Raw genomic sequence first — 22,921 nt, 5'->3', positions numbered from 1 at the left:
GGCCGTGGCGAAGGGGTTAGCTCAGGCGTGAGAGAACGGTGCGGCCGTGGGCGGTCAGGGTGGGGTCGTCCTGTTCGTGTCCGCGGACCAAGGCGGTGGCGGCTTCGATGGCGCCGAAGCGCTCGAGAAGGCGCTGCTCGGTGGCGGACGGGCGGGATCGGTAGCCTTCGAAGAAGGCGTCGCGCAGGTGCGGCGCTGCTTGCCAGCGGCGGAATTCGAGCCGCGCGAAGTCGCGCACGCGGGCATCACGTCGCATGTGCTCCATGTCGATGACCCGGAACTCGTCTCCAGAGATCCAGTTCTGCGGCTGGTAGTCGAGGTGGCAGACGGCGCTGTCCATCGGGGTGCTGGCCAGCTCGGCGGCGATCCGGCCGAGGAGCCGATGTTCGGCTCCTGAGAGGAGGTCGGCCCGCTCGGCCTTGGCGATCCAGCTGCGTAGGCGGGTGGCGAGCTCGATGCTCAGGGCGCCGGCACTTCGTCCTGCCGTGCCCCGATGCAGAGCCTGGAGGACACGGCCGGCGTCGTGGTGCGCCTGCTCCTCCTCGGCGGATCCGGGAGGGAGGCTCTGGCCTCCTTGTCCGTGGACGGCAGTGAGCAGCAGCGTTCGCGTGGCGTCCTGTCGGGCGACGAGCGTCGGTGCGTGACCGTGCAGATGGCGGACCCACGTCGTGTAGGCCCGGACTTCTTGGGCGTAACGGGCGGATCGTTCGTGCTGCTTGGCGAAGTAGGTGTTCTCTGCGCTGTCGGCGAGCCGTAGCAGGTGTGGGGGGAGTGCCGGGTCTGTGACGACGGTGACCTCGCCGACGGTACTGCGAGCGAGTTGGACGCGCGGGTCGTCGGAGTCGGCGCTCACGGCGCGGGCTCCGTCGTCGGCCCGGCGAGGTGCGCGGTGTCGTTGTGGACCTTGAGCAACCACCGGTGCTGGCCGAGCCGGTTGAGGTGGTGCTGCCACCGGCTGATCGAAGCGTGGGAGATGGCGAAGCCGGCATCGGTGCCTGGACCGAGACCGAGCAGCAGGGTGTGGGCGGCGATGACGGTCTCGCCGTGCGCGGCGAACAGGAGGCAGTCGCCTTCGTGGGTGGCGATGAGGTCGCGGAGAAAGGCACCGGCCCGTTGCAGGTAGCCGTTCCAGGTGTCGGATCCCTCCGCCCACGGCTGGTCAGGATGGGCGTGGGGCGCGCCTCCGGCGGCGGTTTTCACCTCGGTCCAGGGTTTGCCGTCGGCTGCGCCGTGGACGGGACCGTCGAGGCCAGGGTCGGTGCGAACGGGCAGGTTGAGGGCCTGGCTGAGGATCTCGCCGGTCTGGCGGAGCCGGAGGCGTGGGCCCGTGTAGAGCGCGGTGAACGGCGTGCTTCGGTGCTCGGCGGACAGCCGGGCAGCTGCCAGTGTCACCTGGGCGTGGCCGCGGGTGGTGAGTCCTGTGCAGGTCGCGGGGCCGCCGACGACACCGTCAACGTTGCACTGGGCCTCGCCGTGCCGGATGAAGACGATTTCGGTGGTGATCACGTTGAGCCTCCGAATCGTGGGATGCCGAAGCGGTAGCCGTTGCGTCCGGTGTACGGGGCGGTCAGGTGCACGTGGAGGGTGAGAAAGGCGTGAAGGCGCTGGAGATCGGTGGCGGCGAGCCGGGTGTCGTGGCGGGAGGCGGCTGCGTTGTAGAGGTCCAGTGCCTGCTCGATGCCGGGCGGTTCGATCGGGCCGTGCGTCATGACCAGCGTGGTGATCAGCTTGGCCAGGTCGTATCCGAAGGGGGCGAGCGTGAGGTCGTCGGTGTCGACCGTGAAGATCGTGCCGTCGGTGGTGATCAGGAAGTTGCGCGGGTTGCTGTCCTTGTAGAAAGCGACAGGCCCTCCAGCGGTCTCTTCCAGGAGTGCGAGCAGCATGTCCAGAACCGACGCGTCGCGCAGGTGGCCCTGCTCCAGCCGCTTGCGCAGGGCGACCTTGCGGCACGCGACATAGTCGGGGAACGGGGCGCCGTCGCGGAAGGTGTGTGGCATGGCGAGCGAGGCGTGGTGTAGGTCGCTGGTCCAGGCGGCGCCATGGGCATCACCCAGCATTCCGGCCAGTCGCGGCAGGTCGTGCGGCTCGGCGTGCCGGCCCTCGACCCATGCGAACGTCAGGCTGGCTGGGGCAACGGCGGTGAGCGCCGGCTGCAGGAGCGGCCGGGCGTGTGCGGTGAGCCAGTGGTAGTGCCGGGCGGCTTCGGCCGCCTGCCTCGCGCTGACGTAGCCCTTGGTGAACCGGGTGGAGGTCATGGTCGGCCTCCCCGGTGCCGGGCCACGACGTAGGTGATGACGGAGCTGGTGGTGATCGGCTGCTCGGGGAGCGCTTCGTGGAGTGCCTCGGCCAGTGCGCTCGGGTTGCCGTAGAGACCAGGGGTGAGGTGGTACTTCGGGTTCGTGGCGAGGTACTCCGCCGCGTGATCAAGCCCGTCGAACGTGAAGCGGTGCTCTTCGTGCTCGGTCGTGACCACTTCCAAGGAGGTGTCCGTCAGCTCCGCGAGGTTGCCGCTGTGCGCGGCGGTGTAAAGGCTCTCGTGTTGCTCGGCGCGGGGGTCGAGCCCGGCGTCGGCGACGAGGGAGTCCATCTCTCGATAGCTGTCGAGCGATTTGGTGACCAGGACGGCGAGCCCGTCACCGGCCAGCACGCGGGTGATCTCGGCGAGGGCCCGTTCGGGCTGCGGCGAGTGGTAGAGGCAGAAGGCGGCCACCACCGACTGAGCTGAACCGTCGGCCAGAGGCAGATGGTGGAAGTCCGCTTGGACGAACTCCGTACGAACATTGCGATGCCTTCCCGTCCGCTCGCGGGCGTCGGCCAGGAGTGCCGGGGCCAGGTCGATGCCGATCAGCCTCGTCGGCCGGAGCTGCTCAGCCAGGGCCCGGCTGGTGGTACCGCGTCCGCAACTGATGTCCACCACCAGCCCAAGCTGTGGTGCGCCCTCGCCGCGATGATCCGTGAGGCTGCGGACGATGGCCTCGGGCACCGGTCGACCGGAGGTCTTCGCACGCATGAGAGCGCCGGTCCGGTGGGCCAGCCGGCCAGTCTGGCCGTACAGATCGTGATGCCGTCCGGGGTCGAGAAAGGGGTTGGTGATCATGAGCCGCACCCCCGCAGGGGCTGCGACCGGCTCAGCTGTGCTCTGCGGCGACCTGCCGGAGCCAGCGGCGCGTGTGGCGTCGGCTGGTCAGCAACACCACGGTGGCGTGCCCGGCGGCGAACTGCTCGATCTTGGCCATGACGCGGGGCCGCATCTTGCGCCGGTACGTCGCGACATACTTGATCACGCCCCAGTGGATCCGGTTGTGCACCCCGTTGCCCTGGTGACCGGCGCCGTGCCGGATCTGCCGGGAGAAGATCCCCCACAGGGCGGCCGGAGTGGAGACGTCCATGAGCACGACCGTGTCGCAGGCTTCGAGCCGGATCTGGAGCGTGGAGTTGTAGTTGCCGTCGATCACCCAGGCCGACGCGGCGACGAGGTTCCGCTGCACCTCGGCGAACTCCGCCATGGGCAGCTCGTTCCACTCCTCGTCGTAGAACGCGGCATCCAGGTGCGTCACCGGTGCGCCGAGCAGAGCGCCGAGCTCGCGGGCGACGTGCGACTTGCCGCTGCCTCCGCAGCCGACGACGGCGACTTTCTTCATGATGCTCCAGCCTAGGGCTACGGGGACGGCCAGGCGGCCTGGCTGCCGAGAAAGGTCCGGGTGATCCGGGACGGGCTGCCCGAGCGTGGCCATTCATCGGGCCGCTCCGCGGCAGGCACCCACTGGGGCGCTGGAGACCGAGCCGAGGACGGCTTCCAGCGCGTCCACCTGACGGCTCAGGCCGAAGAGCTCGAGGCGGGCGAGACAGGCGGAGATCAGTTCCGCGTGCCGGCGTGTGCCGGCGATCTTCTTCAGATCAGTGATCTTGCGGACCACATGGCCGCCCGACCGGACCACCAGCTCCTCGGGGACGAACCGCTCGACGTGCCGGATGTCGGACGGGGCCAGCGGCAGGCAGCCGGCCAGCACGGCCTCGAAGATCCGCTGCGTCATCTGGCCCGCCGCGGCGTACCGCTCGGGCAGCAGCAGGACAGTGGCCAGCGCGCCACCGTACAAGTGGGCGACCTCCGTGAAAGGGACCCGTCCGAGAAAGGTGACGTGCGGCCAGCGACCGGTCTTGGTCCACTTGCCGCCGACCCGGTGCTCGAAGCAGGAGGCGGCCGGGGCGAAGAAACGGTCGAAGGCTTTGTTGCGGTCGTACTGGTTGCCCACGTAGGCCAGCGGCACCTCGCGGGGCTTCACCGCCAGGGTGTCCGGATCGGCCTGGGCGAGGAGTCCCTCGTCGACGGGGAACAGGAGCGTGTGGGCGCCCGGGGTGGGCTCCAGGGCGGCCTCGCACACCGCGACCGTGGGGTGGCGCCGCCAGATGCTGTCCTGTCGCAGCTGGCGATCCTTGTCCCAGATCACCGTGGGCACGCGACGGTGCGTGGTGTAGTGCAGCAGCAGCTCGGACTGGCGGTGCAGATCACAGGTGTGGCCCGAGGTTCCGCAGATGGTCGTGTTGCGCCCTTCGATGGGCCAGCGCCACTCGAGGAACAGGACGTCGATGTCGGGGAACCCGGCATCGAAGGTGTAAGGGCTGCCGACGGTGTCGCCGGCTTCGAGCCGGTCGCGGTCGGCTTGCAGGAAGACGATGTCGTGGCCGCGCGCGAGGAGGGTGTCGATCAGAGGACGGCGGTGGCTGCGGCCTCCGTCAGGGGTGTCGGTGATGCCGCTGCCGAGGAAGCCCCAGAAGCTGTACCCGATCTTCATTTGGTGATCCACCGGCCTTCCAGGAACAGTGCGTCCAGCCCGGAGGTCGCGAGGCAGTCGAGCGCCATGTCCGGGGTTCCGCAGATGGGCTTGCCCTTGACGTTGAGCGACGTGTTGATCAGCACGGGGACGCCGGTGCGGCGCCCGAACGCCTGGAGAACGTCGTGCATGAAGGGGTTCTGCTGTGCGGTGATGGTCTGGAGCCGGGAGGTTCCGTTGGAATGGACGACAGTGGGGATCTGCTCGCGGGCCTTGGGGGTGACCTGGGAGGCCATGGACATGTACGGGGCGTCCTGGCCGAGGGTGAAGAACTCCCCGGCCCTCTCGGCGAGGGTGATGGGGGCGAACGGGCGGAACGGCTCCCGGAACTTCACCGTGGCGTTGAGCCGTTCCACGACGCCGTCCTCCAGCGGGGAGGCGAGGATCGATCGGTTTCCCAAGGCGCGGGGGCCGGCCTCGACGCGTCCCTGGAACAAGCCGATGATCATCCCGTGGGCCAGCTGGTCGGCGAGGAATTCCGCGGCTTCTGCGCCCAGGGTCTTCTGCTTCAGGCCCGGCCACCGGGTGAGGTCCAGGCGCGGCTGCGGGTAGGACGGGCCGAGATAGCAGGCGCGGGCGACCCCTTTGAGAGGCTGCCGGCTGCCGGTATCCGTGTGCACGGCGATCGCGGCGCCGATCGCGGTTCCGGCATCGCCCGGCGCGGGCGGGACGAAGACCTCATCGAAGGCCCCTTCCTCGATGATCCGCCCGATACTGACGCAGTTCGTGGCCACGCCCCCGCCCACGCACAGCCTCCGCGACCCGGTGACCCGGTGAGCGCGGCGGGCCAGGTGGAGCATGACCTGCTCGGTGCGTTCCTGGAGCGCTGCGGCGAGGTCCTGGTGGACCGGCTGGGGCTGCTCTCCCGGGTTTCGCGGCGGACAGGTGTCGGTGGTGAAGAGAGGCGAGATCCGGGGGTAGCCGGAGTGGAGCACCCGTGGGGGGAAGTAGGCCGGGTCCACGACGAAGCCGGTGGCGGTAATGCGGAGTGCGCGGGCGAAGACGGGCCGGAACCGGGCGGCGTCGCCGAGGGCCGCGAGCGCCATGACGGTGCCTTCCTCATCTCCGCGTCGCCAGCCGAGATGTTCGGTGACGGCCCCGTACACATAGCCGAGGGAGGCTGGGTCGCAGATCTCCTCCAGCGGGCGGATGCTCGGACGTTCGGCGTGGCGGCCGTGGGCGACGGTGGTGGTCTGCCGTTCCCCGAGGCTGTCCACGACGAGGACGGCCGCCTCACTCCATCCCGACGCCGCGAAGGCGATCAGCTGGTGGGCGCGGTGATGCAGTACGGGGACGACCCGGGCGCGGGGGAATTGCCGTCGCAGGTATTGGAGACGGCGCTGGGTGCGCACGGCGACCTTGGCGAACCCGGTGACGCGCGGCAGGGCTCGCGAGCGGGTTGCGCTCGACAGCAGCAGCCGCGCCGCGGCTGGTACCTCGGCCAAGTAGCGGGCGGGCTGGAAGTTGTACGCCACGGCGTCCACGTCGGCCGGCGCGAGGCCGGCCCGGCCGAGGAGCCAGGCGACGGCGTGGTGGGGGTATTCCGGGGTGTGCTTCTTGCCGGAGAGGCGTTCCTCTTCGACGAAGCCGACCAGCTCGCCGTTCACCAGGAGGGCTGCGGCCGAATCGTGCGTGAAGGAACACAGGCCGAGGACGACGGCGGGTACCTGATCCATCGCGGCTCACCCTTCCGCTGCGGACGGGACAGAGGCGTCGGCACGGCGGTTCAGTTCGCCGTACCAGTGGATCAGCGCCTCGCCGAGCGGTCCGTCGACGGTCGTTGCGATGTGTTGTGCCTCCTGGCGCGCCCCGTGCTTCCACAGGCGGTAGCTGCGCATCGTTGCGGCCATGGAGTCCCAGGTGGGATGCCCGGTCTCGCCTCCGGCTTCGACGCGGTCGAGCAGTTTGTCGAAGCCCTCCCATGGGGTGGCCAGGGCGGGCATGACCTGGCTCGCGTTGACGTCGGTCAGGCCGTCGGCTTGCTCGAGGTCACGTTCGTAGACGTGCAAGGAGCCGACTTGGTGGTGGTACTCCCCGAGTTCGGCGCCCAGCCATCCGGCGACCAACTCGTGCAGCGTGGTGTAGAAGAACAGGTCGTACGGCATGCCGATCCACACGTCCTGGCCGCGCATGCTCGTCGTCATGTGCAGGCGGCCGGCGCGCAGGTGGAAGCGGAAACCGAGGGTGCACGGGACGTCCTTGTGGCCGGCGGCATCCTGCGCCGGGTCGTAGAGCTGGATCAGGGCCCGGCGGGAGTCGGGGTCCTCCTTGAGGATCTTGACGACCCTCTGGAGCTGATCGATCCTCCCTGCCCAGTTCCGCATCCGGGGCCCGTACGCGCCCTTGAGAATGCCGTTGTCGGCGTAGTGGCGCAGCCGCCCGTTGAACTCATGGATCCACGGGGCATCGGTGCCGGAGAGGTACCAGACCGTCTCGGCCACGGCGAAGGCCGGGTTGATGATCCGGGCCGGCGGAGCGCACAGCAGTCGTGCCCTGGGCTGGGTCAGCCGCATGGTGACGTTGAGGATCTCGCGGGTGGCCATGTCACGGGGGCTGACTTTGTCGCCGTTCTTGGCCAATGCCACGGCTCCAACGAAGAGTTCGGCAATGCTGTCGGAGGTCAGATGAGTCATGCTTGCGTCTCCTCACCTTGCGATTCGCCGGGCCAATGCCCCGGCACGGTGGTGAACGTGGCTACGTCGGGGCGGGTCCGAGACCGGTCGACGATGAGGCGGGTGATGTCGCGGGCGCTGGTGCCGCGCCAGTGGCACACCGCGTCGGTGTTCCTGCGCGACCCCTGCGACTGGGGCGGCCTGCTCAGTGCGTTGGCGAGGTCGTCGGCCGAGCTGCAGCGCTGGGCGAGCCCGTGGTCAGCGAGGCCCAGCGTCCGCCCGCCGGGATGGGCAAGTTCGACCACGGGGACATCCAGCAGCACGGCCTCGATGCCGCAGGTGGAGTAGGCACTCAGGACCGCGTCGGCGCCGGCAAGGCACCCGCGGGCGCCGATCCCCGGATCGGCGGTCGCCACCGGCGGCCCGCTTGCCCTTTCGAGGAGGAGGGCGAAGGAGCCGGCGCTCTGCGCAGGGTGGGGCGCGATGACCAGGCCCCAATCGCCCTTGGCCTTCCGCAGGCCCTCCAGGACGAGGCTCCCCTGGGCGCGGAGAAGGTCGGGACCGAAGGGCTGACAGGCCCATACCGCGATCTTCTCCGGCCGGCGGTCCGTGCGGGCCGCCAGAAGTTCGTCGAGGTAGCGGCGCTGCTGCTCTTGATCGATGTCGGCGAGGGCATCGAACCGCGGTTGCCCCAGGACGTGGATCTCGGCGTCCGGGTGCCGTGCCCAGGCCCTCGCGGGCGCGATGTCCCGTTCGCCCATGACGACGATGTGACGGCTGTGCAGAGCCGGCCACGTCACCGACTGCGGGGTCCACGCTCCGTGCTGGACATAGACCGTGGTTATGCCGTGCCGTTCGGCAGCATGAACCGCGAGCGCCCCCAGCGGGCTGGTGTCGTTGCAGAGCAGGACGGTGTGCGGCCGGGTGGAGGCGAACACGCCGTCGAGCCAGGTCTCGGTGCGGACCATCGCGCGCCACGACGGCTGGGTGCTGCCGCCGCTCGTCTCGACGACGGAGGCAGCAAGGCTATCCAGGCGGTCCAGTCGCACGGCCAGCTCGCGGACACGGATCGTCTTGTCGTGGTCGCCAGGGTCCTCGTCGGCGAGGGCGGGGCGGGAGACCGTACCGGCGGGGGAGAGGAGGCTGGGCGGCGCCGGGCACAGGCGGATGGACGGGGTCGTCGGCTCCGGGCATCGATCCGCGGCGTCCGTGCCCAGATCGACCAGGACAGTGGGGTGGCCGCCGCGGGCCAGCTCCTTCAGCACCGGCAGGAGGGTCTCGGCGTGGCGGGACGACCACGACAGCGCTACGACCTCGGACTGTGGCAGCGTCGAAGGTACCGGGCTGGGCACGGGCGAAACCTCCGTGCGAGAGACCGCGAGCTGTTGGAGCTGAGCGGACCGCCTCGGATCGCCGGGAGCCGGCGCGCCCAGGAGGTAGGCGATGCCGGACCAGGTGACGGTGTAGAGGCGGTAATCACGGGAGCTCGTCTCACGCGTACTGATCAGTGCTTCGCCCGCAGCGGGAATGATGCAGCCGGGGTTCTGCGCGAACGGCTCCCAGGCGCTCAGGGCCAGCAGCTTGCGCACAAGCCGACCGACGAGGCGTCGCACCGGAACGTGCTGCACGTGCAGCCATGAGGCCCCACCGGGCGTCAGAGCCCGCTGGGCGCTGTACGCCTCCAGCTCGGCCATCATGGCCTGGACGTGGGAGTCCAACTCCTGCCGATCGGTGGGCACGACATCGAGAGCCGTAGTGGCGATCCACGCCGCTGTCCGCTGGTTCGGCAAGGCGCCTTCTGCGACGAGCGCCCACCGGTACGCCTCGTCCGCCCACACCCGGGCGAGAACGAGGGGGCCCGCATCGTCCGGGTTCACAGCAGGCTTCCTTCGAGGAAGGGCCCGGAGTGCCGGCCCTCACCGAGGAACTGGAGGAGATCCTTCGGAGCGCGCGCGGTCGGAGGGACCGGGGCACCGGGAGAGCCGTAGCCCCAGGCCGCGTGGACGTAGGCGACTCCAGCTCGGCGCGCCGCTTCATGGTCGACCGCCATGTCGCCCACGAAAGTGGCTTGCGCCGGATCAGCACAGAGATCGACGAGCGCGAGCAGCAGGGGATCGGGGGCCGGCTTGCTGCGGCCAGGGCCGCCGGCTGCGCGAACCGAGCCGAACGGGCACCCGAGCTGTGCCAGCAGCGGGGCCGCGCGATCCAGTGGCTTGGACGTGACGACACCGAGGAGCCAACCGCGGGCGACGAGGGTGTGGAGTACTTCCTTCATGCCCTCGAACGGCCGAGCCAGATGGGCGACGGCCATCGACGCTTCCGAGTACGTCTGATGCACAGCCTCGGCATCGGTCACGGCCAGGCGCCTCATGATGTCGTTGAACGGGCGGCCCAAGTGCTGCTCGTACTGTTCGAACGGCACATCGATGCGGTGGCGCTGCTGGACCGCGCCCCACGCCTTCTGCATCACCGGTCGTGTGTCGAGCAGGACTCCGTCGAGGTCGAGGAGCAGCGAGCGCTGTCCGCCGCGGCGCGCCGGATCGGTGTGACGGCTCTGTATCGCGGGGCGAGGTGTCGAGGCCATGTTCTTCTCCCTCGAGTCCGGGGTGGGACTGCCGTGGTTCGAAAGGGCGTGCCGAGCCTTCGGATGCCGGTGAGAGCGATGCGTGGGCGATCACTCCTCGGCCGGCAGATCGGACACGCTGGCCGGCGGTGGGTTCGGCACGGCGTTGTGGTGGTGTTCGAGCCGGACGAGCTGCCCGAGCAGCCCCAGCGTGGCGACGACTCCGACCCCGTACGTCCACTTGCACACGGTGCCGACGGGGTCGTAACAGACGAGTCGGCGTCGAGGCTGTGCGCGGTCCCTCATGACGCGGCCGCCGGGTAGGGCTGCTCGAAGCCCGGTTCGGCGAGCGCGAGAGCGAGGAGGTCGCGACAGATGTGGGCGAGCTCTTGGGCGTACACGCAGCGCACGACCGCGGGGCCGGCCTTCGGCTCGTTGTTCAGCCTGTCTCGCACGGAGGCGGTCATGAGGCGGATCTGGTCGTCCTGGCCGAACCGCGCCCAGCCCTTGGCCTCGATCTCGGGCAGCAGCAGCTGGATGTGACCGCGCAGGCGCAGCAGCAGGTGCTCGACGATGGCAGTCAGCGGCAGCCTGCCGAGGGTGATGCGGACCGTACTCATGATGTCGTCGACATCGATGGGGCAATGGGCGTGCCTGACTGGGGAAGCGCCCTGGCGGGTAGCGCGCAGTCGGCGACCGGCGGCTGTCTTGAGCGTTCTCATGACATGACCACCCGCCCGGATGCGGCCGGCTTCGTGGCGGATCGCGAGGCGGGCGCGAAGCCGCGGAGGAGACGGAAACGGGGCTCGCCGAGGACGCGCCAGCACAGGCGGCTGCCGGTAAAGGATTCGCGGGCGTGGAGCCAGCGCCCGTTGTCGATCAGGTAGCCCTGGCCGGCGTCCAGCGGAAGGCGAATCTGGTAGGTGGTGAGCGCGCTTCGGAGATCCGGCAGGTAGCTCTGCACGATGGGGCTGAAGCGGGCGAGGCCGTCGAGCCTGAGCCGCACGGACACCCGGCCATCGGGGTGTTCGGTGAACACCTGCGTTGCGTGGCCGTCTCCGCCGCCGAAGAACGCCGTGCGCTCCTTGCCCAGCGCGACGATGGCCTCGCGGCGGCGTGCCGCGATGCCCGTGTAGACCGCTCGGCCGTCGGTGAGCAGGCAGTCGCCGCCGTAGGGGGCGGGGGTGCCGCAGACCAGGAGCATGAGCCGGGGCGGCTCGGGGACGCCGGAGCGCTCGGTGTGCGGGGCGAGTTCGCTGTTGCCGAAACCCCCGTATCCGGCCAGGTGCATGTGGCGGCGGGTATTGCGGAGGGTGGTCAGCCCGTCGGGGTCGCTGTCGCGGTGAGGAGTGATGTCCATGATTCGGGAGGCGAACTCACGAACGACAGTTCGGGAGATGAAGCCGGTGAGGGTGACCATCCCGGTGACACGTAACCGCTCGCGGACCACCTCTTCGGCCCGCGACGACTGAACGTCGACGTAGTGGGCCGTGTACGGCTTGGTCTCGCGCATCAGTGCACTCCTTTCCTCGGGGACGGTGTGGCCAGGGTCGACTCGGACCGGTGGCGTGGTACAGCGACGGATTGTCGACTCGGACAATTCGCTTATAGGGGCGGAGGGTTGTCGGGCGCGTGCTATGTTCCGCACGCCCCAAGGAACGGCGACGTACGAAGGACAGCGATGACCTACACGCCCCCGACCTGGCCCGTTTCCGTCAAGGCCGTCGCCCTCGACATCCACCAGCGCGTGCTGCTGCTTAAGAACGAACGCGCGGAGTGGGAGCTGCCGGGCGGCCGCCTCGAGCACCACGACGACAGTCCGGAGACGACGGTCGAACGGGAGCTTCTGGAGGAGACCGGCTGGGAGGTGAAGACCGGGCCGCTCATCGACGGCGGCGTGTGGATCTACGAGCCGATCCCTGGCCGGCGCGTGCTGATCGTGACGTACGGCTGCACAGTGCTCACCCCGGATCGCGCGCCGGTCGTCAGCCATGAGCACAAGAGCATCAGCCTCTTCACAGCCGACGAGGTCCCAGGACTGAACATGCCCGACGGCTACAAGCGCGCCATCGCCACCTGGTACGGACAGCGGCAGCGCTGACCGGCCGCCGGGGAGAACGACATGATGCCGCCGGCGCCCCGCCCTGCCGCCCGCCATGTGGTCTGGCACTGGGCGACCCCGCAGGCCGAGGCCGTCCTCGCCAGTCACGACCTGGGGACGATCTTGCGGTTCCACCGGGCCGTGCACCGGCTCAACCAGACCGAGCTCGGCGAGGTCCTGGGCTACGACAAGACGTACGTCTCGGCCCTGGAACTCGGCAAACGCCCGCTGGACGACGTCGGCTCCCGCCGCCGCATTGCGGAGCGGCTCGGCCTGCCACCGCACGTCCTTGGCGTGACCGACGTCGCCGACACCGACCACCGGGCCATGGTGCAGTTCGGAGAGTCGACCGTCCGGCTCGCCGAGATCGCCCGCCAGTCCGGCCACGCTTCCGAAGCCGTCGCCGAGCTCTGGCCGCTCGTCGCGCGCCTGGAAGCCCGCATCGAAGATGGGCACAGCGAACGTGACGTCGTACGGCTTCTTGCCCGCGCCCGCGTTGGCCTCGGCGTCGCCCTCGGCAACGTGCTCCCCGAGGAGCGCCTGGCCACCGCGGCCCGCTGGACCGCCCGCAGCCTGGAAGCGGCCCACCACCTCGGCGACGACCCCGCCCTGCTCGCCGGCATCATGCGCATGCACGGCAACGAACTGCGCAAAGCCCGCATCCACGGAGCCGCCGTCGAACGCCTGCGCCACGCCGCTGCCGTCGCGCCCACTTCCGACGACCGTGCCGCCGTCCTGCCGCTCCTGGCCCGTGCCGCCGGGGCCATCGGAGACCGGAGCCTGTTCGACACAGTGATGCGCGAGACCGACGGCCTTCTCGACCGGGCCGCGCACACCTCGCTGTTCAACCCCTACTCGCTCCACGAGATCCGCCTGCGCGGACTCCTGGCCACGGGCCGCGCACCGGCGGCGATACGGCTCGTCGAGGAACGGCCGGCGCTCACGACCAGGGTGGCGCCGCAGTGGCGGGTGATTGAGCTGGTCACCGTCGCCCAGGTCCGTCTCATCGGCGGGGACCGCGCGGGGGCGGCCGAGGCCCTGGGCGTGGCGCTGGGCGAAGCGGTGGTGCAGCGACTGCCGCACCAAGTGCAGCGCATGATGCGCGCCGCCGGCCAGCGGCTGCCGGACATCCGGGTCACCGCGGGCGAGGCGCTGGACCGGATGCGACAGGAGATGGCCGCGTAGGACCGCGGCCGCGAGCCCGCTCACTGGATCTGCCCGGGGCCGAGATCGGGGAAAGGGACCGCGCGGGCGAGGTCGTAGTAGACCTCGAAGTCGTGGGCGGGCCAGGATGTCGCATCGCCGTGCGCTTTCCGGTAGTGGGCTCCGACGGGGGATTCGGCGGGGCTCTCGAACTTCTGCTCCGGATAGGGCGTGGGTCCGGACATGGCCGTGCCAGGAAAATCGGGCATGGGGAGGCTCCAGCCTGAGCGGTCTGCGGGCGCGGCGAGCCATCGTTGCCCATCGGTTCGAGACGATGGCCCACCGCGTTGTGTACGGGGGATGGAAGGCGTTGCCCAAAACCGGTAAGAATCAGGGTCGTTGAGTCATGCGCCTGGGCACGGATACTGCACTTCGCCGCCACGGCTGTGAAAGCAGCGGATGCGTACGGCCCCCGGATGTACGCATCAACGGCGTGGACGATGAAGGAGACGCGATGCCGCAGCCGCCGAAGCCACTGAACCCGACAGGATCGGTCAGGGAACGGTTCGGTGCCCACCTCCGCCACTGGCGCATGGTCCGGCGCCTGTCGCAGACGCAGCTCGGCGCCCTGGTCCACGTCAGCGGCAACCAGATCGGCAAGATCGAAAAGGGTGAGCGGATATGCCGGGCACCGCTGGCGCGCCTTCTCGACGCCGCGCTCGACACGGGCGGAATTCTGGAGTGGATGTGCCCCTACGTCGAAGCCGAAGCGGACAACGGCCGGCGTGATGCGTACAAGACCAAGGACGGGACAGACTCTGGCCGTATGGGTGTTCCCGAGGCGGTCATGCTGTCACTAGACGATGACATGCTGAGTGACAACTGGAGTGACGTGCGACGCCGTTCCTTCCTCACCGCCGGAGGCGCGACCGCGATAGCGGCCTCTCCCTTCTCCCACCTGCTCGCGCCCACCGAGCCCGCGCAGCTCCCGGCTGTCGTGCGCCTTCAGGACATCGAGCAGATCCAGGACGCCGCGAACGTGGTCTCCGGCTGGGACAACGCCTACGGTGGGGGCGGCATCGTCCGACAAGTGGCCACGGCACAGCTGAAGTGGGCCTCTGCCCTCCTCGAGTGCCGCTGCCCGGAGAAGATCCGGCCTCAGCTGTTCGCCGCCGCCGCGCGGCTCGGCATGGTCGTCGGCGCCACCGACTTCGACGCCTACGCCCACGACGACGCTCGCCGCGTGTTCGCCTTCGCCGCAGCCTGCGCGGAGGAAGCCGGGGAATGGCACCTGCGTGCGAAGATCTACAGCTTCCGGGCCCGTCAGGCCATCTGGCTCGGCGACGGAGACACCGGCTTGACCCATGCCGAGCTCGGCCTCGCCCGCTCCGACCGGTTGACCGCTACTGAGCACGCCATGCTCCACACCGCCCGGGCCCGCGCCTATGCCAAGCTCGGCGACACCGAGGCGGCGCTCAAAGCCGTCGGCCAAGCGGACGATGCTTTCGCCCGGCGCGACCCCGCCGTCGACCCTCCGTGGATGGCCTACTACGACGAAGCCCAGCACCAGGGCGACACCGGCCACGCTCTGTACGACCTGGCCCTCGCAGGCCACCACCAGTCGGCGGCTGTGGAGCGCTTCGACACCGCGGTGAAGCTCCACACCGATGCCTATGTACGGTCCCGGGCGATGTCCCGGACGAAGCTCGCCGCCCTGCACATGGCCGTCGGGGATCCCCGCGAGGCCGTCGCCCTGGGAACGCTGGCCCTTGCCGACGTCGGGCAGATGCGCTCCCGACGCGCAGCGGACGGGCTGCGCGAACTCGCGACCCTCGGATACCGACACCGCGCCATCTCAGAGGTCACGGAGCTCCGTGAGCGCGTTAAGGAGACGATCAACGCGTGAGCACCGTTGCCGTAGAATCCCGCCGGGTCCTTAGAGCCGCCTGCCGCCAGATCGGGCTTTCCGACGAAGGGGCTCAGCCGATACGGATCGCAGGCAATGCCATCTGGCGGCTCCCGGGCAAGATCGTCGCCCGCATCGGCCGACCCAACGGCCAGGAGACCGCGGAACGAGAACTGGCCGTGGCCCGCTGGCTCACCGGCAACGGCGTTCGCACCGTCCGTCCGGCCGTCGTCGATCAACCTGTCCTCGTCGATGGGCAGCCGGTGACATTCTGGGACGAGCTCCCACCCCACCGGCCGGGAACCGCCGCCGACATCGCCCGGCTGCTGAAGCAGATGCACCAGCTCTCCCCGCTGGCCTCCCTCTGCCTGCCGCCGCTCGAACCCGTCACCAAGCCCACGCGTCGCATCGCCGACGCCGGCCTCCTCACCGCCGATGACCGCCGCTGGCTCCAGGACCACGCTCGCCGGCTCACCGCGGAATTCGCCGGCCTCCCGGCCGGCCTTCCGCCGTGCGCTCTGCACGGCGACGCCTGGGACGGCAACGTCGCCGTCGACACCGACGGCACCGCCTACCTCCTCGACCTGGAGAACACCTGCTACGGACCACCGGAATGGGACCTCGTCTCCACCGCGGTGAAGCACCTCACGACCGCCACCGTCACGGCAGCCGCGTACGAGGATTTCTGCTCCACATACGGCATGGACGTCACCTCGTGGTCCGGGTACCCGGTCCTGGCGGGCATCCGGGAACTGCGCATGGTTGCCTTCGCCCTCCAGATCGCCGACGAACACCCGCATGCCCGCGCCGAGGCCCAACACCGGGTCGATTGCCTGCGTGGTCGCAAGGGCTCACGGCCGTGGACATGGACGGCCGTACCGTAACCCGATAACACGCCCGGTGGCTCGGTGTTTCAGATTTCAGGTGGCAACGAGTCGCTGCCGGCCTCCTACTGCCGGGAGTCTCTGCGGGGTCGCGAACAAGCTGGGTGCGCGGACAGTGGTGTTCCCGGCGATCTCCACTGGCATCTATCGCGGCCTATGGAGGACGCGGCCCGCATCGCGGTCGAATGCGCCTCGGCCGAAATTCGCCCACGGCAGACGGCGAAACGGCTCCAAAGACTGGAACGTTCCCCGAGGGCCATGTCAACGTACAGCGTCCCCCGAAAACACTAGGCCGATGGAGGCGCAGGGTCTTGCAATCCGGGCCCTGGGCCAACCTTCATTATCAGTCCGCCTTATGAGGCGGTTCCCCATCTTCGTCCCTGCTTCGTGAGAGGCACCGCGCCAAGGAGCCCACTTGTCCAACACTGTGCTTAGTTCCCCATACTTAAGGCTCCGGCCCTTTTCGTTCTCAGCGCACTGAATGCCTGGAGCACAGCAGCGCCAAGAGCGCGGTACTTGGGCCACCGCCCTGTATCTCTGCGCTAGTGCGGCCAGCCTCTTGTAAGGGCTTGCTGCAAAGCGACTTCCGACGTAGGTGGGAGGTCGTCGCGCACTTTGCCGGTATTCCTGATGCCAGTGCCGACGCATCGCCCCCGCATCCGGCGTCCGGGGACGCGCCGTGGTCCGCAACCTCGACTGCCTCGTCGCCGACTACCGCCTCGCCCCTGGAAACCGACGACGTAAAGCCCCCTTCTCTCGGACGGATCGGCCTTCTGACACCTGGTGCTGCTCACAGCCGGAGGGCCTCCGATGGGGGGGAGGTCATACATAGACGATGATCCCCGGTTAGCCAAACCGGGATATCTCCGCACCATAAAGGTGCAGTCAGCCGCAGGGGCGGCTGTGCTCGGGAATCAGACGATCAAGGGGAGTGTGTCTTGGCGCAGGGTGGCAGTTATCGCCTGCTTACGCCGGCGGAGGTGGCTGATTGGCTGAAGGTCAGCGAGAACACCATCAAGAACAAGTACCGGGGTTGGGGGCTGAAGCCCCAGAAGGTGGGCCGTCTGCTTCGCTTCCGCGAGCGTGACGTGGTGGCCTACTTGGACCGCAGATACGGATGATGCAGACATTCATGATGAGCACGGGGTGGACGGCGTAGCTTGGCCAGGGTATTTCAGAAGTGCAAGGAAGACGAGGAGAACAGGAACTACCCGTGCGATCAGACACGGTGCGGCCACCCCTGGACCGCGCGCTACCGTGAGCCAGGAGGCCGCACCGGCCGCCAGCGTGAGAAGACCTTTCGGAAGAAGGGGAATGCCGATGCGTTCGTCGCCAAGATTGAGCGGGAGAAGGATCTCGGCACCTACATCGAGCCTCTCGGCTTCCTGACGCCGCTGGTACAGGTCTACCGCGAGTTCATCGACATCGGCGGTGACGAACGCGTCAACAGCACCCGCTACGCCTACGAGACCAGTCTCCGCCTTCACGTGGAGCCGTACTTCGGCGCCCGGGCCATAGGTGCCATCAAGCCTAAAGACCTCAAGGCCTGGCTGAAGTGGATGGTCGAGGACCGCGGCTACGAAGCCAGCACCGCCATCAACCGCTACGAGACCCTCAGCGGGGTCTTCAGCTTCGCCTTCGCCAACGACTACATCGCTAAGAACCCCTGCCAGCAGGTCAAGGCAGGCCGCACCCGCGCCAAGCGCAAGACCAAGAAGACCATCTACCTGCCCACCCTGGCGGAGATCGAAGCCATCGCCGCCAACCTCCCCGGACCTCTCCAGCTCCTGGTCTGGCTGATGGCCGGGTGTGGCCTGCGCATCGGCGAAGCCAGCGCGGTGTCCCTGCAGCAGATCGACTTCGAGAACGGCACTCTCCACGTCGACCGGCAGATCACCCAGGACGGCAAGAACGAAGAACCCACCACAAAGCGGCAGAAGGCGGTGACCAAGGGCAGGGGGCGTGCCCACTGCATCCGCCACCTCAAGTGGCGGGACCAGGACGAAGGACGCTCCGTCCCCCTGCCGGCCACCATCGCAGCCAAGATCCGCGAACACCTGCAACTGCACGGCACGTTCCGCGTCGAAGACGGTCTGAACCGGATCGCGGGGGACTACCTGTTCTCCAACATCGGACGGACCAACATCCTCATGTACTCCCTCGTCGACCGGCTCTGGCGCAACGCCAAGAAGGCCGCCGGCATCATCAGGAAGATCACCCCTCACTGGCTCCGGCACTTCTTCGCCTCCGCCGGCTTGTCCAAGGGTGTACCCGTCACCGACATGGCCGCATGGCTCGGCCACCGCGACCCCAAAATCACCCACCAGACCTACGCCCACATCATGCCCGACGCCCCACAGCGCCTCAGGACCGTGATGGACTCTGTCTTCATGCTCGAGACGGAGCTGACCCTGCCCCTGCAGTTCGACGCGCTCGTCGAAGCCGCGTAGGACGTCCTGGGTGGCGACCGGGGGTTTGCGCGTAGAGGTTCCTCGGCCCTCTGGCACCCGACATGCCTCACCTGGGCTTTTACGAGACATCATTACTCGTCTGGGGTGATCCAGGCTGGTGGGATCAGAGCGGCGCGCCCACCACGCCAACGTTCTACGACCGCAGTGCGGAAGACGTCATCCTCCAGGTCTGCGTGCTCCATCACGATGACCTGGAAGCCTCCGTCCAGGTGGCTCACCGTGTCGTTGATGGCCTGATAGATCCGCAGCAGTGAGGTCCGGTCCTCGCCGACGAGATCCACTTGTGACCCGTCGTAGTCGGAGGGGAAGTACACCTGGGACGGCTGGTCGAGGACCAGGACTCGCGGTAGGGGGCGACCCCGTTCTGCGAACCATTCGTGGAGACTCAGCAGGGCCGCGATGTGGTAGCCCAACCAGTTCTCGCCGCTACCCATGTCGCTCAGCGGCACCGGGCCCCGAGGAGTGTCGGCGACGATGCTGAGTCTGCGCAGATCCAGCCGTACGGGGTGTTCGGAGTGTTCCAGGCCAAGGGTGCGAGCCTTGGCCGCGATCTTCTGGTTGATCAACGAAAGGCAGCTGGCGAGCCGGTCGGCCTGTGTGTCTGCCCCTAGTGCTTCCTCAAGGTCGGTGATTTCCCGCTGCAGTTCCTCGCGTGTGTCGGTGATGGGAGGAGCATGCTCGGCTCGGGTCGCATTTTCGAGGAAGAGACTGATCCTGCCCTGGACGGAAGCTGCGCGCAGCGCTTGGCTGTGGTAGCGGGCCGCCTCTCGTATGCCGGCGTCGAGTGCCTCACGCTGCTCCCGGTTGCGCACCACTTCGGTGCGCAGTTGCTGGAGTCGTTCTTCCTCAGCGGCGATCATGCTTCGGATGAGAGGGGCGTCCTCGCTGACGAAAGCGACGTCGGAGTCCAGACGCTGCAGATCCTCACGGATGGCCTGAATGGTCTGCTGTGCTGGGGCGACCACACTGTCGCATACGGGACAGTGCTCACCGGCGCGGTCGGTTGCGGTTCGCAGCAGACCGAGGGACGCAAGTCGTTCGCGCTGGTCACTGGCCTGAACCAGGTAGCTGTTCTCTTCAGCCAAGGTTTGGCGGAGCTCAGTGATGCGCGCCCTGATTTGCAGATGGCGGGATCGCAATTCCTGTCTCTCGTGGTCCAGCCGGGCAGCGTGATCGTTGACGTCTGCGTGCTCCAGTTCGCCGGGGGAGTACGTGAGAACGGTAGCGAGGATGCTCAGCGCCTCGTCGAGACTGACGGCCTCGTCGACCGAAGCATGCAGGAGGCCTGCGCTCTCGGCCTCGGCTATGAGCGCGCGAGCCTGTCCAGACGCGGGAGCCGCTTGCGCAGCCTGGGCGATCCGCCGTTCGACGGTTCTCAGCTCGCTGCGCAGCTGCTTGAGTCGGGCGTGGCGGATGGCCTGTTCGGGATCGACTGCTCCCAGAAAGTAGGGCAGGGTGTCGCGGATGGCTTGCGGCCGCCACTCATGCCCCTGGGAGTGAAAGAGGTGATCCGGGTTGGCGATTTCGTTCTGAGCCTGGAGGCAGAAGAACAGAGCGTGGCGAATGGACGGCGACATGGTGGTGCCGCGTGATGCGGGGATGCGGATGGTCCGGTCGATGCCACAGAACTCGCTGAGAAGGCGACGGGCGGCATCCAGGGGGAAGGTAAAGTCGATGTCGTCCTGGGCGAGCGGAGGTGCGCCTGCCTGTTGGAATTGCAGACACAACCGCGGGGCCGGGGTGGTGTTGCTCTCCGGTGCGGGACGGGCGATGAAGAGCTGCTGGTCGCCGCGCACCAGTTGTAGGGCGAAGATGCTGGTGTAGTCACGGACCTTGCCCGCGCGCACGGGGTAGTCGCTGCTGCCCATGCAGTAGTCGGTGATGGTCCAGATCGATGTCTTACCAGTGCGGGAATCGCCAGTGATGATGTTGAGGCGACCTGTATTGAGTGAAAGGACACGCATCTGCTGCAGGCTGTGCCCGTACAAGGTGAGCGATTTGATCTGGTAGGTCACGGGCGCACTCCGAGCAAGGTCAGGGTTGTGGAGCTACCTCCGCCGGTCGGCAGCCAGCGGCCGAGCATGTGTGCCGTCTTCTGGATCGCGACGACGGTCTCTGAGGTGCCGGTGATCGTTGCTGGTATCGCTCGACGGCGCAGCGTAAGCCGTGCGCTCTCATCGAGGCTGAGTAGATCCGTCTGCAGTGCGAAGAGGACGCCGGGGCGGACCATTGCTGCCAGCCCGGGCGCATGGGCGGCCATCAGGACACGGACGGTTTGGTTGTCCGCGGCCCATTTGGGCAGGCTCGCCTTTGTCGTTCCTGGCAGGATCGCCCGAATGGCTGGCTGGAGAGCCATCACCGCAGCAGTGATCGCGATAGGTAGCGGGCAGGAGCCGGCATCGCGCTCGTGCCCTTGCACGGCGCGGCAGCTGACAAGAGCCATGAACGCTGGGTTGAACAGGGCTCGCTCCTCGCGGCTGAGCGCGACGGGTGCGGTCATCGGCCCGCCGCCGGCTCCAGAAGGGCCATCAGCCGGGCTTCGAAGTCAGGGTGCCACCCGACACGAATTTCGTCGGCCAGCATCTGGTAGGAGCCTGTCGTCACGAACGCCTCGTCGCAGCCTTCCCTGATCTTGCTTCGGGCGTCCTGCTCGACCCAGGCATAGATCTTCTTTGCTTGTTCCCGCATCTCCGATTCTGCCGCGTCCTCCCCGAGGTCATCGACCATCACGTTGAAGCGTCTCTCCCACTCTTCAACCAAACGTCTCTCGTAGTCCCCGAGTTCGCCGGGACGCAGGAGGTTCTCATTGGACCACCGTGAGCGTTGTTCATACGCCCGAACGTAGTCCCTGACCGCCATCCGGATGCGACGGTTGCCGATTCCCGCGAGCGTCAGCTGGCGCACAAAGGTCTTCTCCGTGTGCTCGCTCGCATCACCGGTGAGGTCCACTACGTCGGCATCGATGGGAAGGCTGTCGGGCCGGAACTGGTTGCGTCGTTGGTCAAAGACTTCATCGAATTCGACTCCGGTGACCGGGCCGGGCCCCATGCCCGCCAGGTGAGCGATGCAGCGCTGGAAGAACCAACCCTCCAGGCGCTGCAGGAAGGCCTGCGCATGCGTGCGACTGACAGCCAGGACAGCGCGGCCATGCAGCTTGCTACCCGTCCTCGTGATGTCGTCCGCCTGGTCGAGTACCTGGATTCGACTGAGCAGGTTCATCCGCTGATTTGTATCGAGAGCATCCCAGGCTGCGAAGTTGGCTACGGCGGTCGAGCTACTCGCGGAAGACTTGGTACGGGCAGCATTGAGCAGCTTCAGCGCCTCTGCCTCGTTTCTCGGCCCGCCTGGCCGACTAGGCGCCAGGTAGGCACCGACGGTTCCCTCAGGCGCGATACCAGTTGTCAGCAGAAACAGGTTCGTCCGCTCCAAAATGAGCTGCTGGTCGGCAACGGCCGTGGCCCAGATCCGTAGCGTCTTCCACAGGTCGCTGCTGGCATCGGTCATGCGGGTCCCGGGGGCACGGTGCTTGAGCTGCCACCAGTCGGTGGACGTATCGCGCACGGTTTCGATGTCATCGCCGGCCTCGATGGCAACTGTCCAGTCGAACCCTGTCTGTAGATTTTCCACACACACCAGCAAAGCCATGCGCAACTGGTACAGGTAGCCGAGCGCCGCGGCGGACGCCTCGAAGGGATCAGACTTCCCACTCATGGCATCCCCCATCTTGGACCTGGCCCGTCATAGCCGTCCGGAGATCGTATCGACCCGACTGCACCTGGTTAAGGGGTGCGCGGACGATCAACCGATTGTGCTGAGATTCGAAGGGCCCTTGACTGTGCCCGGTCGGCCTCAGAGCCCCAGGTGCATGACGGGCCTGCAGTGCTGGTACCGGCCTTCCTAGCCCCCCAATCAGCGTGGCGTTGGTCGGGTCTTCTGCTCGGTTGGATCGTCGTCGTGTAGGGCGGAGCGCGTGGTCGGCACGTGCGCGGTGATCCGTTCCTGCAACTCGGCGATGTCGACACCGAGGGGATCGGCGACCTCTAGCAGATGCGATGGTGCTGGTCGAGGCCCTGCTCGGCGGTCGCCTTTTGTCCCGTGCTGCCCCATCTGGCGGGAGTCTGCTGGGCTGCCAGTCCGATGAGTCGGGACGGGTGCACAGGCGAACTCGACGTTCGCTCGGAGGCGGGGTTGTCGGGGCGGATCCGACGGCAAGCCTTCCATAGCGCCAGGGCGACAGCGTGGTTCCGTCCCTGGAAGCTGGGCTGATCGCGGAGACCAAGAGGTTCCAGGCTGAAAGCGGCGTCGGGGTGGGGCATCGACTGGGCCAGGAGTCTGTAGGGGATCATCGAGGGAGGTTTTTTTGGGGGGGAGTGCCCCTGTTAGGAGGAGGGCGTAGATGTTTCGGCTTG

Annotated in this window: 23 protein-coding genes and 1 pseudogene; 7 read left to right on the top strand and 17 right to left on the bottom strand. The window is 68.0% G+C overall.

Annotation, left to right across the window (positions count from 1 at the left end; genetic code table 11):
* Positions 1–16: 16 nt before the first annotated feature.
* The 13 genes from IE241_RS10645 to IE241_RS10585 all read right to left on the bottom strand — a co-directional run bounded on the left by IE241_RS10645 (position 17) and on the right by IE241_RS10585 (position 11,520).
* The gene (locus IE241_RS10645) at positions 17–853 is read right to left on the bottom strand and encodes an aminoglycoside phosphotransferase/kinase family protein (protein ID WP_190021435.1); all 837 of its coding nucleotides are present in this window, start codon (positions 851–853) and stop codon (positions 17–19) included.
* On the bottom strand, positions 850–1,506 hold the full coding sequence (locus IE241_RS10640) for a histidine phosphatase family protein (protein ID WP_190021434.1): 657 nt from the start codon (positions 1,504–1,506) through the stop codon (positions 850–852). The genes IE241_RS10645 and IE241_RS10640 overlap by 4 nt, the downstream gene beginning before the upstream one ends.
* Entirely contained in the window at positions 1,503–2,255 is a 753-nt protein-coding gene (locus IE241_RS10635; protein ID WP_190021433.1) for a phosphotransferase, read from the bottom strand. Before IE241_RS10635 ends, IE241_RS10640 begins: the two co-directional genes overlap by 4 nt.
* A complete protein-coding gene (locus tag IE241_RS10630) occupies positions 2,252–3,097 on the bottom strand; it encodes a class I SAM-dependent methyltransferase (protein ID WP_190021432.1) in 846 nt (281 codons plus the stop codon). Before IE241_RS10630 ends, IE241_RS10635 begins: the two co-directional genes overlap by 4 nt.
* Before the next feature lie 31 nt (positions 3,098–3,128).
* On the bottom strand, positions 3,129–3,641 hold the full coding sequence (locus IE241_RS10625) for a P-loop NTPase family protein (RefSeq protein WP_190021431.1): 513 nt from the start codon (positions 3,639–3,641) through the stop codon (positions 3,129–3,131).
* 93 nt (positions 3,642–3,734) lie between these two features.
* Positions 3,735–4,793 carry a glycosyltransferase family protein gene (locus tag IE241_RS10620; protein ID WP_190021430.1) on the bottom strand — a complete coding sequence of 353 codons (1,059 nt, stop codon included), beginning with the start codon at positions 4,791–4,793 and terminating at the stop codon, positions 3,735–3,737.
* Entirely contained in the window at positions 4,790–6,508 is a 1,719-nt protein-coding gene (locus IE241_RS10615) for a carbamoyltransferase family protein (RefSeq protein ID WP_190021429.1), read from the bottom strand. The genes IE241_RS10620 and IE241_RS10615 overlap by 4 nt, the downstream gene beginning before the upstream one ends.
* A 6-nt stretch (positions 6,509–6,514) precedes the next feature.
* Positions 6,515–7,465: a thymidylate synthase gene (locus IE241_RS10610; RefSeq protein ID WP_190021428.1), complete on the bottom strand. Its 951-nt coding sequence runs from the start codon at positions 7,463–7,465 to the stop codon at positions 6,515–6,517.
* Entirely contained in the window at positions 7,462–9,321 is a 1,860-nt protein-coding gene (locus IE241_RS10605; RefSeq protein ID WP_190021427.1) for a hypothetical protein, read from the bottom strand. Before IE241_RS10605 ends, IE241_RS10610 begins: the two co-directional genes overlap by 4 nt.
* Positions 9,318–10,028 (bottom strand): HAD family hydrolase, encoded by a 711-nt coding sequence (locus IE241_RS10600; RefSeq protein ID WP_190021426.1) that lies wholly within the window; start codon positions 10,026–10,028, stop codon positions 9,318–9,320. The genes IE241_RS10605 and IE241_RS10600 overlap by 4 nt, the downstream gene beginning before the upstream one ends.
* Before the next feature lie 90 nt (positions 10,029–10,118).
* Complete coding sequence (locus tag IE241_RS10595) at positions 10,119–10,313, bottom strand: hypothetical protein (protein WP_190021425.1); 195 nt, start codon at positions 10,311–10,313, stop codon at positions 10,119–10,121.
* Entirely contained in the window at positions 10,310–10,627 is a 318-nt protein-coding gene (locus IE241_RS10590) for a DUF6415 family natural product biosynthesis protein (RefSeq protein ID WP_190021424.1), read from the bottom strand. Before IE241_RS10590 ends, IE241_RS10595 begins: the two co-directional genes overlap by 4 nt.
* Positions 10,628–10,725: 98 nt before the next feature.
* Complete coding sequence (locus tag IE241_RS10585; protein WP_190021423.1) at positions 10,726–11,520, bottom strand: TauD/TfdA family dioxygenase; 795 nt, start codon at positions 11,518–11,520, stop codon at positions 10,726–10,728.
* 168 nt (positions 11,521–11,688) lie between these two features.
* Between IE241_RS10585 and IE241_RS10580 the strand changes: the two genes are divergently transcribed.
* A complete protein-coding gene (locus IE241_RS10580) occupies positions 11,689–12,108 on the top strand; it encodes an NUDIX hydrolase (RefSeq protein ID WP_190021422.1) in 420 nt (139 codons plus the stop codon).
* 21 nt (positions 12,109–12,129) lie between these two features.
* Positions 12,130–13,293 (top strand): helix-turn-helix domain-containing protein, encoded by a 1,164-nt coding sequence (locus IE241_RS10575; RefSeq protein ID WP_190021421.1) that lies wholly within the window; start codon positions 12,130–12,132, stop codon positions 13,291–13,293.
* A 20-nt stretch (positions 13,294–13,313) separates the two neighbouring features.
* On the opposite strand, the gene IE241_RS10570 is transcribed toward IE241_RS10575, so the two are convergent.
* Positions 13,314–13,520, bottom strand: coding sequence for a hypothetical protein (locus IE241_RS10570; protein WP_190021420.1), 207 nt, complete (start codon positions 13,518–13,520; stop codon positions 13,314–13,316).
* Between the two features lie 245 nt (positions 13,521–13,765).
* Here IE241_RS10570 and IE241_RS10565 point away from each other — a divergent pair, with 245 nt between their 5' ends.
* From IE241_RS10565 to IE241_RS10550, 5 genes and pseudogenes are all read left to right on the top strand, one after another.
* Positions 13,766–15,157 (top strand): helix-turn-helix domain-containing protein, encoded by a 1,392-nt coding sequence (locus IE241_RS10565; RefSeq protein WP_190021419.1) that lies wholly within the window; start codon positions 13,766–13,768, stop codon positions 15,155–15,157.
* Positions 15,154–16,041: a phosphotransferase enzyme family protein gene (locus tag IE241_RS10560; RefSeq protein ID WP_190021418.1), complete on the top strand. Its 888-nt coding sequence runs from the start codon at positions 15,154–15,156 to the stop codon at positions 16,039–16,041. Before IE241_RS10565 ends, IE241_RS10560 begins: the two co-directional genes overlap by 4 nt.
* A gap of 18 nt (positions 16,042–16,059) precedes the next feature.
* Positions 16,060–16,332: pseudogene (locus IE241_RS34940) on the top strand (macro domain-containing protein); the annotation flags it as partial.
* A gap of 647 nt (positions 16,333–16,979) precedes the next feature.
* A complete protein-coding gene (locus IE241_RS10555) occupies positions 16,980–17,162 on the top strand; it encodes a helix-turn-helix domain-containing protein (RefSeq protein ID WP_095581368.1) in 183 nt (60 codons plus the stop codon).
* 39 nt (positions 17,163–17,201) lie between these two features.
* Positions 17,202–18,491 carry a tyrosine-type recombinase/integrase gene (locus IE241_RS10550; RefSeq protein ID WP_190021417.1) on the top strand — a complete coding sequence of 430 codons (1,290 nt, stop codon included), beginning with the start codon at positions 17,202–17,204 and terminating at the stop codon, positions 18,489–18,491.
* A 92-nt stretch (positions 18,492–18,583) separates the two neighbouring features.
* Here the strand turns inward: IE241_RS10550 and IE241_RS10545 are convergent, their stop codons facing one another.
* Genes IE241_RS10545 through IE241_RS10535 form a run of 3 tightly spaced genes read right to left on the bottom strand, consistent with a single transcriptional unit; the run spans position 18,584 to position 22,223 of the window.
* A complete protein-coding gene (locus IE241_RS10545) occupies positions 18,584–20,527 on the bottom strand; it encodes a DUF3732 domain-containing protein (RefSeq protein WP_190021416.1) in 1,944 nt (647 codons plus the stop codon).
* Positions 20,524–21,012, bottom strand: coding sequence for a three component ABC system middle component (locus tag IE241_RS10540; protein ID WP_190021415.1), 489 nt, complete (start codon positions 21,010–21,012; stop codon positions 20,524–20,526). Before IE241_RS10540 ends, IE241_RS10545 begins: the two co-directional genes overlap by 4 nt.
* Positions 21,009–22,223: an ABC-three component system protein gene (locus tag IE241_RS10535; protein ID WP_190021414.1), complete on the bottom strand. Its 1,215-nt coding sequence runs from the start codon at positions 22,221–22,223 to the stop codon at positions 21,009–21,011. Before IE241_RS10535 ends, IE241_RS10540 begins: the two co-directional genes overlap by 4 nt.
* Positions 22,224–22,921: the final 698 nt, after the last annotated feature.

It is taken from the genome of Streptomyces hiroshimensis, assembly GCF_014650335.1.
GTDB lineage: Bacteria > Actinomycetota > Actinomycetes > Streptomycetales > Streptomycetaceae > Streptomyces > Streptomyces hiroshimensis.
This window is presented reverse-complemented; position numbering and strand designations above follow the sequence as displayed.